Raw genomic sequence first — 13,192 nt, 5'->3', positions numbered from 1 at the left:
CGATGCGCCCACCCGCCGGTCGCGGCGACGCTGTCCGGGTCACCACGCAGCCACTGGAGGAACGATGACAACCCACGCCCCGCCGGAGACCAGCCACGCCGCGGTCGCCGCGGTCAACCTGGTGAAGGTGTACGGCAGCGGCGACACCGCCGTCCGTGCCCTGGACGGGGTCTCGGTCGGCTTCGGCCGGGCCGAGTTCACCGCGATCATGGGCTCGTCCGGGTCCGGCAAGTCGACACTGATGCACTGCCTCGCCGGCCTCGACACCGCCACCTCCGGTCGCGTCCTGCTCGGCGGCACGGAGCTGACCGGCCAGTCGGACCGGACGCTGACCCGGGTACGCCGGGAGCGGATCGGGTTCGTCTTCCAGTCCTTCAACCTGCTGCCGCAGCTCACCGCCGCGCAGAACATCACGCTGCCGCTGGACCTCGCCGGTCGGCAGCCCGACGCTGAACTCCTCGCCCACCTGGTACGGGTGCTGGGCCTCGGCGACCGCCTGAACCACCGGCCCAGCGAACTGTCCGGCGGCCAGCAGCAGCGGGTGGCGTTGGCCCGGGCGCTGGTGGCCCGGCCCGAGGTGGTCTTCGCCGACGAACCGACCGGCAACCTCGACTCCCGCTCCGGGGCGGAGGTGCTCACCATCCTGCGCGACTCGGTACGCGACCTCGGCCAGACCGTCGTCATGGTCACCCACGACCCGATCGCCGCCGCGTACGCCGACCGGGTGGTGCTGCTGGCCGACGGCCGGCTGGCCGGCGAGATCGACAAGCCGAACCAGGTGTCGGTCACCGACGCCCTGCGTGACCTGGCGGCCAGCCGATGAGGGCGACGGTGCTGCGTACCCAGACGACAGCCGCGGCGCGGCGGCCCGGCCGGCTGATCCTGACCGGCCTGGCGATCCTGGTCGCGTCGTTCGTCGTCTTCGGCACCGTGCTGGTGCAACAGATCACCGAACGGACAGTGCGGGACAACCTCAGCGGCACCCCGGCCGTCACCGATCTGGTGATCGGCACCCCCGGCGTGCCGCCACCCACAGTGACCGACGTGCGGCAGGTCCGGGCCGTGCCCGGGGTGGCCGAGGCGGTGGCCCGGGTGGCCACCGGGGTCTCCATCGGAGAGGGATACCTCAACCTCCAGTCCGACCCGGGCACCGGTCCGCTGACCACGGTCCGGGTGATCGAGGGCAGCTACCCGGACCAGCCCGGCGAGATCGCGATCACCCCGCGCACCGCCGAACGGCTCGGGCTCTCGGTGGGCACCACCACCAGCGGCACCGGCGGTGAACTCACCACGCCCGCCCCGCTCACAGTGACCGGCATGGTGGAGACCGGCGCCGACGCCGGTTACGACGCGTACGCCCCGGACAGCGCCGTGATCGCCTGGGCGCGCCTGACGGCCGTGGAGCGCATCGACCTGCGGGTGGCCCCCGGCAGCTCGGCCGAGACCGTACGCCAACGGGTGACCGCCGCGGTCGCCGGCCAGCCGATCCGTTCCGGCGCCGAGGTGCGCGAGGCCGAGGCTCAGGCGGCGGCCCAACAGGTCGGCAGACTCTTCATCCTGGTCGGCATGTTCGTCTCCATCGCGGTCGTCGCGGCGGCACTGGTGGTCACCTCGACCTTCCGCATCGTCTTCGCGCAGCGGATGCGGCAGCTCGCGCTGCTGCGGGCGGTCGGCGCGAGTCGGGGCACACTGGTGGGTGCCCTGACCGCAGAGGGAGCCCTGACCGGGTTGGTCGCCGGCGTCGTCGGGGTCGCCAGCGCCCTCACCCTCGGGTACGCGCTGCCGGCGATCCTGCGCGCCACCGGCCACGCTGTCTCCTCACCGGGCCTGCCACTGGCGGCTGCGGTCGCTGTGGTGATCGGCGCCGTCGTGATCACCGTGCTGGCCGTGCTGGCACCGGCGCTCTCCGCCGCCCGGGTCTCCCCGCTGGAGGCGTTGCGCGCGGCGAGCACCACCGCCGGCCGGCGCGGCATCGGCGCGCTGCGTCTGGTCCTCGGGCTGCTCCTGGCCGTCGGCGCGATCCTGGCGGCGGTCGGGACGATCAGTCAGTTGCCGAAGCCGGAGCAGTCGGACTACGACCCGTCGATGCCACTGCTCATGCTCGTCGGGTCCGGCGGGTTGGCGTTCTTCGCGCTGGTGGCCCTCGGCCCGCTACTGGTGCGTCCGGTGCTGGCCGTGGTGGGTTGGCCGCTGCGTCAGCTCGGGCCGCTCGGGCGGATGTCGGTCGGGGGGATCGGCGGGGCGCCGCGCCGGGCCGCCGCGGTCTCCGTCGTGGTCGCGCTGGGCGTGACACTGATCTCCGGGGTGGTCATCGGCGGCGCGTCGTTGCAGATCCTCGCCGACCGCGAGATGGCCCTCTCGGCCCCGTCCGACTTCGAGGTCACCAGCAACGGTGGGACGCTCCCGCCGGCCGTGGTGACCCGGGCCGAGGCGGCACACGGCGCGCTGGCGAGGGTGGTGCCGTACCGGATGGTCGACGACGCCCGGCTGCTGCGCGGCGCGGACAAGCTCGGCGACGTCGAGTCCGGTTATCCGACCAGCGACCTGGACCTGGCGGCGTTGCCGAGCACCGGTGCCCTGGACGTGGCCCAGGGCACCCTGACCGATCGTGGCCCCGGCCGGATCGTGCTGAACAGCTGGGTCGCGCGGGACGCGGGTCTGCGGGCCGGCGACACGGTTACGCTCGCCGTCGCCACCGGCACTGTCGACGTGCGGGTGGCCGCCGTCCTGCCCGGTGACGGGCCGCTGCACGCGGGCATCCTCGCCGATCCGGCCGACCTGGACCGGCTCGGTGTGCCGAGCGCGTACACCGGTCTGCTGGCCGACGCGGCCGGTGCCGGCGAGGACGGTCGCACCGTCGGCGTACGGGCGCTGCGGCAGGCGATCGGAGGCAGCGACGGGGTGGGCCTCGCGGTGCTCGCCGACGAACGGGACCGCAACGACGCGTTGGTGCGCACCCTGATCTGGATCGCCGTCGGTCTGGTCAGCCTGACCGTCCTGATCGCGGTGGTCGGCGTGGGCTCCACCACCGCGCTCTCGGTGGTGGAGCGGGTACGCGAGTCCGGCTTGCTCCGGGCGATCGGGCTGTCCCGGACCGGCCTACGCACCATGCTGACCGTCGAGTCGGGCCTGTACGGGGTGATCGGCGCGACCATCGGCCTGGTGCTCGGCATTCCGTACGCCTGGTTGGCGGTCCAGACCCTCGGGATCGAGGCGCCGCTGACCACGCCGCTGCTGCCGCTGGCCGGGCTCTTCGTGGTGCTGGTCGGGTTGACCGCGCTGGCCGGGGTGCTGCCGGCCCGTCGGGCGTCGCGGGTCAGCCCGGTGGTGGCACTGGGGGCCGACAACTGAGCACCGCCGTGGGGTGACGCCGTACGTTCGGCGCCACCCCACGGCGGCCTGGATCAGTTGGGGTTGTTGGCGTGGGTCAGCGTTTCCCAGGCGACGAAGAGGTTGTTGGTGCCGGCCGGACGTTGTTGCAGCGTGAGGGTCTGGGTGTTGGTCATGACGTTGCCCAACCGGGTGCTCATCGCGTTGAAGCCGACCTCGGTGATCGGTCCGAGGCCCCGGGTGAGGCTGCCACCGCAGAGCCAGGAGGGCGGCGCCTCGCCGAGCTGGTAGCGCGAGTGGAAGCCCAGCGCCTGACGCAGCCGTTCACCGACCTGCGGGTACAGGTCCCGTCCCTGGATCCGGGAGGTCTCCGCGACGTGCGAGATGGCGGAGATCCCGTACCCGGTGTGGACGAAGTCGCGGCAGGTTTCCTGGGCGAGGCCGGCGACGAAGGTGGACTGGCCCTGCCAGTAGCCGATGATCTCCGCGCTGGTGTCCAGGCCGCTGCCGGGCATCGTGTACGGCAACGCGCCGTCGCTGGGCAGGTAGACGAAGGCCCGGGCGCGGTTGAGGAAGCGGGTGGTCGCCGCGTCGTACACGGCCCGGTCGTCGAGGAACACCGCGATGCCGACGGTGGCCTCCATCATCGTCAGCTCCCAGTTGCCGTTGCTGTTCGATCCGTTGCGCACCATCGGCAGGTAGACGTTGCGCAGCATGCTGGCGAAGCGGTTGGCGTTGGGCCAACTCGTGTACGTGTACTTGATGATCTCGGCCGCCCGGGGCCAGACCGAGGCGGCCCAGCCTGTCTGCAGGGGAGCGTTGCTGCCGGTGTGCGCGGTGATGGTGGCCGACCACGCGTCCATGATCTGGATGGACTTCTGCGCGTACCGGGCGTCCCCGGTGACGTACCAGGCGAGCGCGTCGGTGTACGCCGCGATCGCGTCCTCCCGCTCGTCGGTGCAGCCGTTGTTCGGGTTGGAGTAGGAACCACACTCGACCACCGAACGGGGCGCCGGGGTGCGCGACAGGGAGGCGTACCGGCTGCTCATCATCTGGTTGTGGGCCGCCGCCCACGGCTGCGCGCCGGCCTGCACCCGGCCGCGGACGAAGTCGAGCTGGCCTTTGCTGACCAGCACGCCGGGGTGGGTGAAACCACCAGAGGGCGGTGGTGTGGTGCCACCGCCGGTGGGCAGCGTCCAGGTCTGGTTGGCGGTGCCGGTGCAGCTCCAGAGCTGTAGCGGGGTGCCGTCGGCCGAGCTGGGGCCGGTCGCGTCGAGGCACTTGCCCGATGTCGGGTTGACCAGTTGCCCGGCGCTGGGCGACCACTGCTGCGCTCCGGTGCCGTTGCAGTCGTAGATCTGCACCCGGGCCCCGTTGGCGGTGCTGGCGGCGGCGATGTCAAGGCACTTGCCCAGCGCCCGGATCGTGCCGTCGTCGGCCACCGTCCACTGTTGCGCTGTGGAGCCGTTGCAGGTGAAGAGCTGCACCGGCGTGTTGTTGGCCGGGTTCGCGGCGGCCACGTCGACGCACTTGCCGCCGTACCCGGTGATGGGGCCCGTCGTGGCCGCCATCGCTGGCGATGCGCCGACGACCAGGCCGGTCGGTACGGCGAGCAGGGCCGCGGCGAGCGCGGAGGTCAGTCTGATGCGGGGGCGGCGGGGCGGGAGCCCGGCCAATCGTCGCGCCATGTGGGGGTCCTTCCGGGGCGGCGAAACAACTGTAAAGTGTGTTAATCATTACAGTCATACACACCGATATCAATGTCTTCGTCGCCACGGATGCCGTTACGGGTGCATGGACGCACCCTTGAGCACCTTGTCCACCACGTTGCGCGGCGCGTGCAGCGCCAGGCCGACCAGGTCGAGCTTGTCGCGTCCGACCGCCTGGACGGCGCCGCGGTTGTCCCGGTCGTTGCCGGTGGCGAACAGCTCGGAGGTGAAGATCGCCAGCCGTAGTCCACGGGTGAGGGCGCGCGAGTGCGCGCCGACCAATGTGGCCTCGTCTCCGGCGAAGACCAGCACCGGCTGACCGAACATCGGCAGGTAGCTGGTGCCGTCGGCGTCGCGGTACTCCTCGCCGACCAGCTCCGGCAGCGTGCTCGCGATGCCGCTGACCAGGAAGGCGGTGACGTTCAGCCGTTGCCAGCTCGCCAGGTCGTTGCGGAGCAGCACGGCGATCTTGGTGGGAAAGCGGATCGGTTCGGTCATGGCGTCGAGCCTGCCCGCCCCGACGCCTACCGGTCTTGTACGTTCTTAGCGTGGCCACCCGCCCGGCGGGCTCGCACGTCAGCGCGTGGCGACCCGCGGTAGCCGGGGTCGCCGAGGTCTTCCACGCCCATTTCGTCGACCACGCCTACCCCCGGCACATCCACCAGGTGTGGACGCTGTTGATCGTCGACGACGGCGCGGTCCGCTTCGACCTGGACCGGCACCGGCACGGCGCGCTGCGCACGTCGGTCACCCTCCTTCCGCCGTACGTGCCGCACGACGGCAGCTCCGCCACCCCGGACGGCTTCCGCAAGCGGGTCCTGTACCTCGACACCTCGGCGCTCGACGCGGAGCTGGTCGGGCGGGCCGTCGACGAGCCGGACCTGGCCGATCCGCAGCTGCGCGACCGGGTCCACCACCTGCACCAGGTGCTCACCACACCCGGCGACGAGTTCGAGGCCGAGAGTAGGCTCGCGTTCATTCTGGACCGGCTACGCCGCCAGCTCCGCCAGCGTTCCCCGGCCGGTGGCCAGCCTCCTGGACGCGGCCTCGCGGTGCGACTACGGGAGCTGCTGGACGCGCGGACCGTCGAGGGCATCACGCTGGGAGAGGCCGCGGAGCTGTTGCACGCCCACCCGACCCACCTGGTCCGAACGTTCACCCAGGTGCACGGCGTGCCACCACACACGTACCTGACCGGCCGTCGGGTCGAGCTGGCTCGTCGCCTGCTCCTCGCCGGGCAGCGGCCTGTCGAGACCGCCGTCGCGGCCGGGTTCTTCGACCAGGCGTACCTGACCCGCCACTTTCGGCGCTACCTGGGCGTCAGCCCAGCCCGCTACCCCCGCCCGAGCTGACAGCGGTCAGACGAGCTGGCCGCCGATGACGGCGAGCAGGCGCAGCTTCTCGTCGCTCGGCGACCCGGGCACGGCGGTGAAGACCAGCAGTGTCTGTGACTGGTCGGGATCCACAAGTGTCTGACAGTGCAGCTCCAACGCCCCGACCTCCGGGTGCACGAAGTGCTTGGGCGGGCAGTAGCCGGCGGGCACCGGGTGCTCCCGCCACAGCTGCGCGAATTCCGGGCTCCTGGCCAGCAGGTCGTCGACGAGCGCGGCGGCCCGTGAGCCGCGCCCGTCGCGGGTGTACGCCGCGTGCAGGTGCGCCACGAGCAGGCGACTCTGCGTCTGGTGATCCTGCGCCGGGTGCAGTTGCCGGGCTCTTGGGTCGGTGAACCAGCGGTGGTGCGCGCTGCGCGCCAACCCGGTGTACCGGGTCTCGTCACCGAGCAGGGCGACGGCCGGCGCGGTCTGCGCCAGGGTCTCGCCGAGGTGGTTCACCACCTGGGCCGGGGTGTCGTGCATCCGGTCGAGGATGCGCATCATTCCCGGGTTCACGTGGTCGGCCCGCATCGCGCGGCGCGGAACGGCGTGACCGGCGAGCTGGAACAGGTGATCACGTTCGGCGAGGGAGAGCCGCAGGCCCCGGGCCAGGGCGGCGAGCATCTGCTCCGAGGGGTGCGGCCCGCGCTGCTGCTCCAACCTGCTGTAGTAGTCGGTGGACATCCCGCTCAACGTGGCGACTTCCTCACGCCGTAGCCCTCCGGTGCGCCGGCGCGGGCCCCGGGGCAACCCGACGTCCTCGGGCTGGAGCGCCTCGCGGCGGGTGCGCAGGAAGCTGGCGAGTTGGGCGCGGTCCACGGTGTCTCCGATCGGTGGGGCCGGCTGGATCGGCACGTCGTATTCAACAGGCAGGTCCGGCTGCGATGTTCCGCCGCCGGGTCCGGATCCCGGACGGGGCGGCCTCTGCAGCGCGCCCTTTGCTCTGCTTCAGCCACGGCAACACCGGATGTCCGATATTCGGACGCCGGGCGTTGCCTCCGGTGCAGCAGAGCAAAGGACGCAGCGGGTGGTGGCGGGGCCTTGCCCTGGGACGCGTTCGGGCCGGGCCAGGGCCGTCCCGCGCGGTCAGCGCTGGATGGACTTGGTCTCCAGGAACTCCTCCAGGCCCATCCGGCCGAACTCGCGGCCGTTGCCGGAGCGCTTGTAGCCGCCGAACGGGGCGAGTGGGTTCCAGTGGCCCGCGTTCACGTCGACCTGGCCCACGCGCAGCCGCCGGGCGACGGCAAGGGCGTGCTCCGGCTCACCGAAGACGCCGCTGGTCAGGCCGTACAGCGTGCCGTTGGCGATGGCCACCGCCTCCTCCTCGTCGGCGTAGGGGATGATCGTCAGCACCGGGCCGAAGATCTCCTCCTGGGCGATAGCGGAGGCCGGGTCGACGTCGGCGAAGATCGTCGGCTGGACGTAGGCCCCGACGGGCAGCCCCTCGGGCCGCTGCGGGCCGCCGAACACGAGCCGGGCGCCGTCGGTGATGCCCCGCTCGATGTAACCGACGACCTTCTGCCGGTGGGCCTCGGACGCCATCGGGCCGACGCGGGTGGCCTCGTCGCCAGGGTCGCCGACGGTGTACTGCTTCGCTGCCTCGACGGCCAAGGCCACGACCTCGTCCTGGCGGGCGGCGGGCACCAGCATCCGCGGCCACGCGCCGCAGACCTGACCGCCGTTGCTGAACGCCATCATCAGGCCCCACTCGACAGCGGTGGGCAGGTCGGCGTCGTCGAGGATGATGTTCGCGCCCTTGCCGCCCAGCTCCAGCGCGACCCGCTTGACGGTCGCCGCGGCCACCGCGGAGATCCGCTGACCCGCCCGGGTGGAGCCGGTGAAGGAGATCATGTCGATGTCCGGGTGGGCGGAGATCGCCTCGCCGACGGTCGCGCCGGTGCCGTAGACGACGTTGAAGACCCCCGCAGGTACGCCGGCCTCGGCGGCGACCTCGGCGAGGACGCGCGCGGTCAGCGGGGCGTTCTCGGACGGCTTGAAGACGATCGTGTTGCCGGCGAGCAATGCCGGCGCCAGCTTGGAGACGATCTGCTGAAGCGGGAAGTTCCACGGCGTGATCGCGCCGACCACGCCGATCGGCTCGCGGACGATCAGCGAGTTGCCGACCTCCTCGGTCCAGGCGAAGTCGTCTGCCAGGCCGGCGATGGACTCGACCACGGCGGCCGGGAACGCGACCTGGGCGGTCCGGGACATGCCGATCGGCGAGCCCATCTCGGCGGTGATCGCCTGGGCGATCTCCTCCGTGCGGGCGGCGAGGCCGGCGCCGAGGCGGCGCAGCACGGCCGCCCGGTGTTGCGGGGTGGTCGCCGACCAGGCCGGGAAGGTGGCTCGGGCGGCGGTAACGGCGCGCTCGACGTCGGCGGCGGTGCCGGCCGGGGTCTCGGCGACGACCTCGCCGGTGGCCGGGTTCACCACGGGAAGGGTGCCGGCGGAGCTGGTGACGGTCTCGCCGCCGATCCAGTGGCCGGTGACGGTGTAGGTGGAAGGTGTCATGGACCGACCGTCGCACCGCTGCCGAACCCCAACCAGGTGCGGTTTATCCAGGGTCCCGCGATCCCTGGGTGGGGCCCGGCCCGCTCAGAGCGTGAGGACGATCCGGCCGGCGGTGGTGCCCGCGTCCTGCCGGGCCCAGGCGTCAGCGATGCCGTCGAACGGCACGATCTCGTGGTCGACGGTGAGCCGGCCGGCCGCCGCATGCCCGGCCACCACTGTCAGCGCCGCGGCCCGCTCGGCGGTCGACAACCCGTTGTTGGTGTAGCCGATCATCCGCAGTGCCCCGCTGCGCAGCACGGCGGACTCGATGGGTGCGCTCGCGCCGGCCGCGGCACCCAGGTTGACCAGCCGTCCACCCGGGCGCAGCACCCGCAGCGCCGCCGCGGCCGGGACACCGAAGACCGGGTCGAGGACGAGGTCGACCGGCCCGTCGGCGGCGTCGCGCAGCCGGTCGGCCATCGACGCGACATCGTCGTCGGGGAGCAGCGGAACCGCGACGGCGGCGCCGAGCTCCTCGGCGCGGGCCCGCGCCGCTGCCGACCGGGCCACGGCGATGACCCGGCGGGCACCGCCGAGCAGGGCGAGCTGGACGGCGGCCTGGCCCACCACGCCCCCGGCCCCGAGCACGACGACCTGTTCGCCCGCCGCCAGGCCGCCGGCCTGGGTCAGCGCCGCGTGCGCGGCCACTGCGGAGAGACCGAGGGCGGCGAGCAGTGTCAGCGGTACGCCGGCCGGCAGCGCCACCACGTCGGCGGTCGGCACCGTGACAGTGCTCGCCATGCTGCCGTCCACACCGGAACGCATCCCGGCCGACGTGCCGAACCAGACAGCGGTGCCGTCGGCGAGCCGACCGACCCCCTGCACACCCGGCACGTACGGGGTGCTCGGCGGGCCGAAGTAGCTGGTGCCGCTGGCGCAGAGCACGTCCAGCGGGGTGATCGGCACGGCCTCGACGGTGACCGCCACCGCACCGTCGGCCGGCACGGGCGTCGGCCGTTCGGTGATCGCCGGGACGGCGCCGCAGGCGGTGAGCACTGCCGCGCGGATCACGTCGCGATGTCCGGGTAGGGCATCGAGAAATGGGCAAGCCTCGCGCCGTAGGACTTCTGGTATTCCAGCGGCTCGGTGTTGTCCCGCTCGAAGAGGGCGATGAAGAGGGTCAGGGTGAGGAACGGGTGCGCGCCCAACTCGAAGAGCTTCACGTGGTCGTGGGTGGCCAACGCCTCGCGCTCCACGTCGTCGAAGCGCAGCCAGGTGCTCGCCTCGCCGGTGTGGCAGTTCAGCACGGCGTTGGCGCGTTCGGTTTCCCACCAGGCGACCAGCTCGCGCGGCTCGCTGCGGTAGCGCTCGACCAGCTCCGGATCCCGGTCGACGGTGAAGAGGAACTTGTTCAGCAGGTATCTGCTCATGCCGTCGGCGCTCCGTTCGGGTACCAGGTGAAGTACGCCTCCATGGTGTGGAACAGATCGAGGGTGTCCACGTAGTCGGCCTTCACCCCGGCGCCGGCCACGCCCATCATCAGCATGAAGTCCATGAAGCCGTGGGTGGCGTTGCCCGGTGAGTGCAGGCTGTCCAGGGTGACCTCGCGCAGGCACTCGTCCAGGTCGCCGTTGGCGATCCACTCGACGGCCCGCCTGTCGAACTCCGGGTCCGGGCCGTGCGGGCCGAACTGCCGGGGGCCACCCAGCTCCAGTGAGAGGTGACCGGTGCCGATGACGGCCACCCGCAGGTGCGACGGCCACGACTCGACGATGTCGCGGATGCTCTGGCCGAGCTGGACGAAGCGCTTCGGCTGCGGCAACGGTGGCGCGAAGATGTTGGTGTAGATCGGCACGATCGGCAGGTCGGCCTCGGGCCGCAGCGTGATGATCGGGCAGGTGATGCTGTGGTCGATGCGCAGCTCGTTGCTGAACGCGAGGTCGAAGCCGGCGTCGAGCCCGGCCCGCAGGATGTGCCCGGACAGGTCCTCCTGGCCCGTGAGCAGCATCCGGGGCAGCCCGAACTCGCGCTCCTCGTTGTACCAGTTGGCGTCGTAGTGGGGCGCCTTGCCGACCAGGAACTGCGGCATGTTGTCCAGCCAGAGCTGGTGGAAGTGGTCCGAGCCGACCATCACCAGCACGTCGGGTCGGGCTCGGGTCAACGTCTCCCGGAACGCCAGGATCTTGCGGGTCCACTCGTCGGCGAACGGTGGCCGATCCTCGCCTGTGGCGGTGCTGGCCCGGTAGTAGAAGGGGTGGTGGGTGGAGGCGATGACCGCGACGATGGAGGCCATTCCCACTCCTTTCGGGGGTGGAGGAGGGGATCAGGGTTCGTAGACGGCGTTGCGGTCGACGGTGCGGTAGATGTCCATGCCGAGCGGTCGTCGTCGCTCCTCGGCGAGGTGCCCGAGCAGCCCCGCCGCGCGGGCCAGCAGGGCGAAACCGCGCAGCATCTCGACCGGGAGCCCGAGGTCGGCGAGGGCCGCCCCGCAGACACCGGCGCCGTTGAGCGGCAGGGTGCGGCCGAGCACCTGCGGGTGTACGCGTCCGATCGCCTCGAACAGCAGCAGGTGCGGGCCGTGCAGACCCTCCTCGGTGGCGATCCTGATCAGCACTGGGGTGCGCGGGTCCTGCTCCTTGTGCACGGGGTGCCCGAGCCCGGGGACCAGTCGACGCTCCCGCTTGGCCCGGGTGACCGCGTCGAGCGCCACCGCGTCGTAGTCGGTCACCTCGCCGGCCTGGGTGAGCGTGTCGGCGAGGAAGCGTCCACAGTCCTCGGTGACGCCGAGGAAGCGAGAGCCGCCGCCGAGCAGGCCGGCGGCGAGCGCGCCCTGCAACGACTCGGGCGCGGACAGGTACGTCAGCCGGGCGGCGATCGCCGTCGGGGTGAAGCCGTGGTCGGCGAGGGCCACCAGCACCGCCTCGAAGACCCGTACCTCACCCGGGGTGGGACGGCGGCCGGCGACCAGCCAGTACGCCAGCTCGCCGAAGCCCACAGTGCCCATCAGGTCGGCGGCCAGGTCCTGTCCGAGCAACGAAATGGTGGTCGGGTCGGAGGTGCCGATCCCGGTGGGGAAGCTCAGTTCTTCAGCCACGCGCGGATCTCCTCGCCGTGTTCGTCGAGCCCCGGCGGTGGCAGCTCGTACCGGGCCGGGGTGTCGGAGAAGGTGATGGGGTTGCGGACACCGGGCACGTCTCCGACGGTGACGACCGGGTCGAGTCCCAGTTCCTCGGCGAGCGCCACACCACCGTCGATGGTGTTGATCGGCGCGCACGGGACGCCGGCGGCGAGCAGGTCCCGAAACCACTCGTCCTTTGTCCGCCTGGCGAGGCGTTCGACAAGCAGGGGCCGCAACTGTTCGCGGTTGGCCGTGCGGTCCTGGTTGCGGCCGAAGCGCGTGTCGTCCGGCAGGTCGGGCAGGTCGAGCACCTGGCAGAGCTTGCGGAACTGCCCGTCGTTGCCGGCGATGACGATCAGCTCGCCGTCGGCGGTGGGCAGTGGCTCGTATGGGAAGAGGCTGGGGTGCGCATTGCCCATCCGGAACGGGACGGTGCCGCCGGCGACGTAGCCGCTGGAGTGGTTGACCAACCCGGACAGTGCCGAACTGAGCAGGTTGACCTCGACGTGCTGGCCTCGTCCGGTCTCGCCACGGTGGTGCAGCGCGGCGAGGATGCCGATGCTGGCGTGCAGCCCGGCCATTACGTCGAAGACGGAGATGCCAGCCCGGTACGGCGAGCCGTCCGGGTCGCCGGTGAGGCTCATCAGGCCCGAGATGGCCTGCACCATGAGGTCGTAGCCGGGAAAGTCCTTACCGGCGCCGGTGCCGAAGCCGCTGATGCTCGCGTACACGATCTTGTCGTTGTGCGCGGCCACGGTGTCGTAGTCGAGGCCGAACCGGGCGAGGCCACCGGGCCGGAAGTTCTCGATCAGCACGTCGGCGCGGCGGGCCAACTCCTGCGCGGCGGCCAGGTCGTCGGGTTTCCTGAGGTCCAAAGCGATCGACCGTTTGTTGCGGTTGATGCCGAGGTAGTACGTCGAGACCCCGTCACGGGTGGGCGGCATCCAGGTGCGGGTGTCGTCGCCACCGGGGCTCTCCACTTTGATCACCTGGGCACCCAGGTCGGCCAGGAGCATCGTCGCGTACGGCCCGGCGAGGATCCGGGAGAAGTCCGCGACGAGCAGGCCGGCCAGTGGGCCTGTCGAATGCTGCACCATGTTTCCGCCCGTTCTGCGGACACCTGTCCGCCGGGACAGCTTGCGATACCGCACCGTGCGTGTCAACGGTGCTTT

Annotated in this window: 12 protein-coding genes; 3 read left to right on the top strand and 9 right to left on the bottom strand. The window is 71.7% G+C overall.

All coding sequences use genetic code 11. The features are described from left to right. Window positions 1-64 precede the first annotated feature (64 nt). Both MED01_RS16285 and MED01_RS16280 read left to right on the top strand, forming a co-directional pair. Entirely contained in the window at window positions 65-823 is a 759-nt protein-coding gene (locus tag MED01_RS16285; RefSeq protein ID WP_238669417.1) for an ABC transporter ATP-binding protein, read from the top strand. Window positions 824-831: 8 nt separating this feature from the next. Beyond that, window positions 832-3,351: an FtsX-like permease family protein gene (locus tag MED01_RS16280; RefSeq protein ID WP_238669416.1), complete on the top strand. Its 2,520-nt coding sequence runs from the start codon at window positions 832-834 to the stop codon at window positions 3,349-3,351. Between the two features lie 53 nt (window positions 3,352-3,404). Here the strand turns inward: MED01_RS16280 and MED01_RS16275 are convergent, their stop codons facing one another. Both MED01_RS16275 and MED01_RS16270 read right to left on the bottom strand, forming a co-directional pair. After that, the gene (locus MED01_RS16275; RefSeq protein ID WP_238669415.1) at window positions 3,405-5,018 is read right to left on the bottom strand and encodes a ricin-type beta-trefoil lectin domain protein; all 1,614 of its coding nucleotides are present in this window, start codon (window positions 5,016-5,018) and stop codon (window positions 3,405-3,407) included. A 96-nt stretch (window positions 5,019-5,114) separates the two neighbouring features. Next, window positions 5,115-5,537, bottom strand: coding sequence for a DUF2000 domain-containing protein (locus tag MED01_RS16270; protein ID WP_238669414.1), 423 nt, complete (start codon window positions 5,535-5,537; stop codon window positions 5,115-5,117). Window positions 5,538-5,587: 50 nt separating this feature from the next. Between MED01_RS16270 and MED01_RS16265 the strand changes: the two genes are divergently transcribed. Continuing rightward, window positions 5,588-6,391: a helix-turn-helix transcriptional regulator gene (locus tag MED01_RS16265; RefSeq protein WP_238669413.1), complete on the top strand. Its 804-nt coding sequence runs from the start codon at window positions 5,588-5,590 to the stop codon at window positions 6,389-6,391. 6 nt (window positions 6,392-6,397) lie between these two features. Here MED01_RS16265 and MED01_RS16260 read toward each other — a convergent pair whose 3' ends face one another. The 7 genes from MED01_RS16260 to MED01_RS16230 all read right to left on the bottom strand — a co-directional run bounded on the left by MED01_RS16260 (window position 6,398) and on the right by MED01_RS16230 (window position 13,117). Further along, window positions 6,398-7,231 (bottom strand): helix-turn-helix transcriptional regulator, encoded by an 834-nt coding sequence (locus MED01_RS16260; protein WP_238669546.1) that lies wholly within the window; start codon window positions 7,229-7,231, stop codon window positions 6,398-6,400. A gap of 267 nt (window positions 7,232-7,498) precedes the next feature. Further along, window positions 7,499-8,923, bottom strand: coding sequence for an aldehyde dehydrogenase family protein (locus MED01_RS16255; RefSeq protein ID WP_238669412.1), 1,425 nt, complete (start codon window positions 8,921-8,923; stop codon window positions 7,499-7,501). 84 nt (window positions 8,924-9,007) lie between these two features. Next, the gene (locus MED01_RS16250) at window positions 9,008-9,973 is read right to left on the bottom strand and encodes a quinone oxidoreductase family protein (RefSeq protein WP_238669411.1); all 966 of its coding nucleotides are present in this window, start codon (window positions 9,971-9,973) and stop codon (window positions 9,008-9,010) included. Beyond that, window positions 9,970-10,332 (bottom strand): hypothetical protein, encoded by a 363-nt coding sequence (locus tag MED01_RS16245; RefSeq protein WP_238669410.1) that lies wholly within the window; start codon window positions 10,330-10,332, stop codon window positions 9,970-9,972. The genes MED01_RS16250 and MED01_RS16245 overlap by 4 nt, the downstream gene beginning before the upstream one ends. Further along, window positions 10,329-11,195 carry a DODA-type extradiol aromatic ring-opening family dioxygenase gene (locus MED01_RS16240; RefSeq protein WP_238669409.1) on the bottom strand — a complete coding sequence of 289 codons (867 nt, stop codon included), beginning with the start codon at window positions 11,193-11,195 and terminating at the stop codon, window positions 10,329-10,331. The genes MED01_RS16245 and MED01_RS16240 overlap by 4 nt, the downstream gene beginning before the upstream one ends. Before the next feature lie 30 nt (window positions 11,196-11,225). Continuing rightward, complete coding sequence (locus MED01_RS16235) at window positions 11,226-11,996, bottom strand: citryl-CoA lyase (protein ID WP_238669408.1); 771 nt, start codon at window positions 11,994-11,996, stop codon at window positions 11,226-11,228. Then, on the bottom strand, window positions 11,981-13,117 hold the full coding sequence (locus MED01_RS16230; protein ID WP_238669407.1) for a CaiB/BaiF CoA transferase family protein: 1,137 nt from the start codon (window positions 13,115-13,117) through the stop codon (window positions 11,981-11,983). Before MED01_RS16230 ends, MED01_RS16235 begins: the two co-directional genes overlap by 16 nt. Window positions 13,118-13,192: the final 75 nt, after the last annotated feature.

Source organism: Micromonospora alfalfae (assembly GCF_022230925.1).
GTDB lineage: Bacteria > Actinomycetota > Actinomycetes > Mycobacteriales > Micromonosporaceae > Micromonospora > Micromonospora alfalfae.
Note: the sequence above shows the minus strand (reverse complement) of the source record. Positions and strands in the feature narration are given on the sequence as shown.

Bases quoted from the DNA above. Each gene is read 5' to 3' on its own strand.
- MED01_RS16275 (WP_238669415.1), bottom strand. From the start codon at position 5,018: ATGGCGCGACGATTGGCCGGGCTCCCGCCCCGCCGCCCCCGCATCAGA.
- MED01_RS16255 (WP_238669412.1), bottom strand. From the start codon at position 8,923: ATGACACCTTCCACCTACACCGTCACCGGCCACTGGATCGGCGGCGAG.
- MED01_RS16270 (WP_238669414.1), bottom strand. From the start codon at position 5,537: ATGACCGAACCGATCCGCTTTCCCACCAAGATCGCCGTGCTGCTCCGC.
- MED01_RS16240 (WP_238669409.1), bottom strand. From the start codon at position 11,195: ATGGCCTCCATCGTCGCGGTCATCGCCTCCACCCACCACCCCTTCTAC.
- MED01_RS16245 (WP_238669410.1), bottom strand. From the start codon at position 10,332: ATGAGCAGATACCTGCTGAACAAGTTCCTCTTCACCGTCGACCGGGAT.
- MED01_RS16285 (WP_238669417.1), top strand. From the start codon at position 65: ATGACAACCCACGCCCCGCCGGAGACCAGCCACGCCGCGGTCGCCGCG.
- MED01_RS16230 (WP_238669407.1), bottom strand. From the start codon at position 13,117: ATGGTGCAGCATTCGACAGGCCCACTGGCCGGCCTGCTCGTCGCGGAC.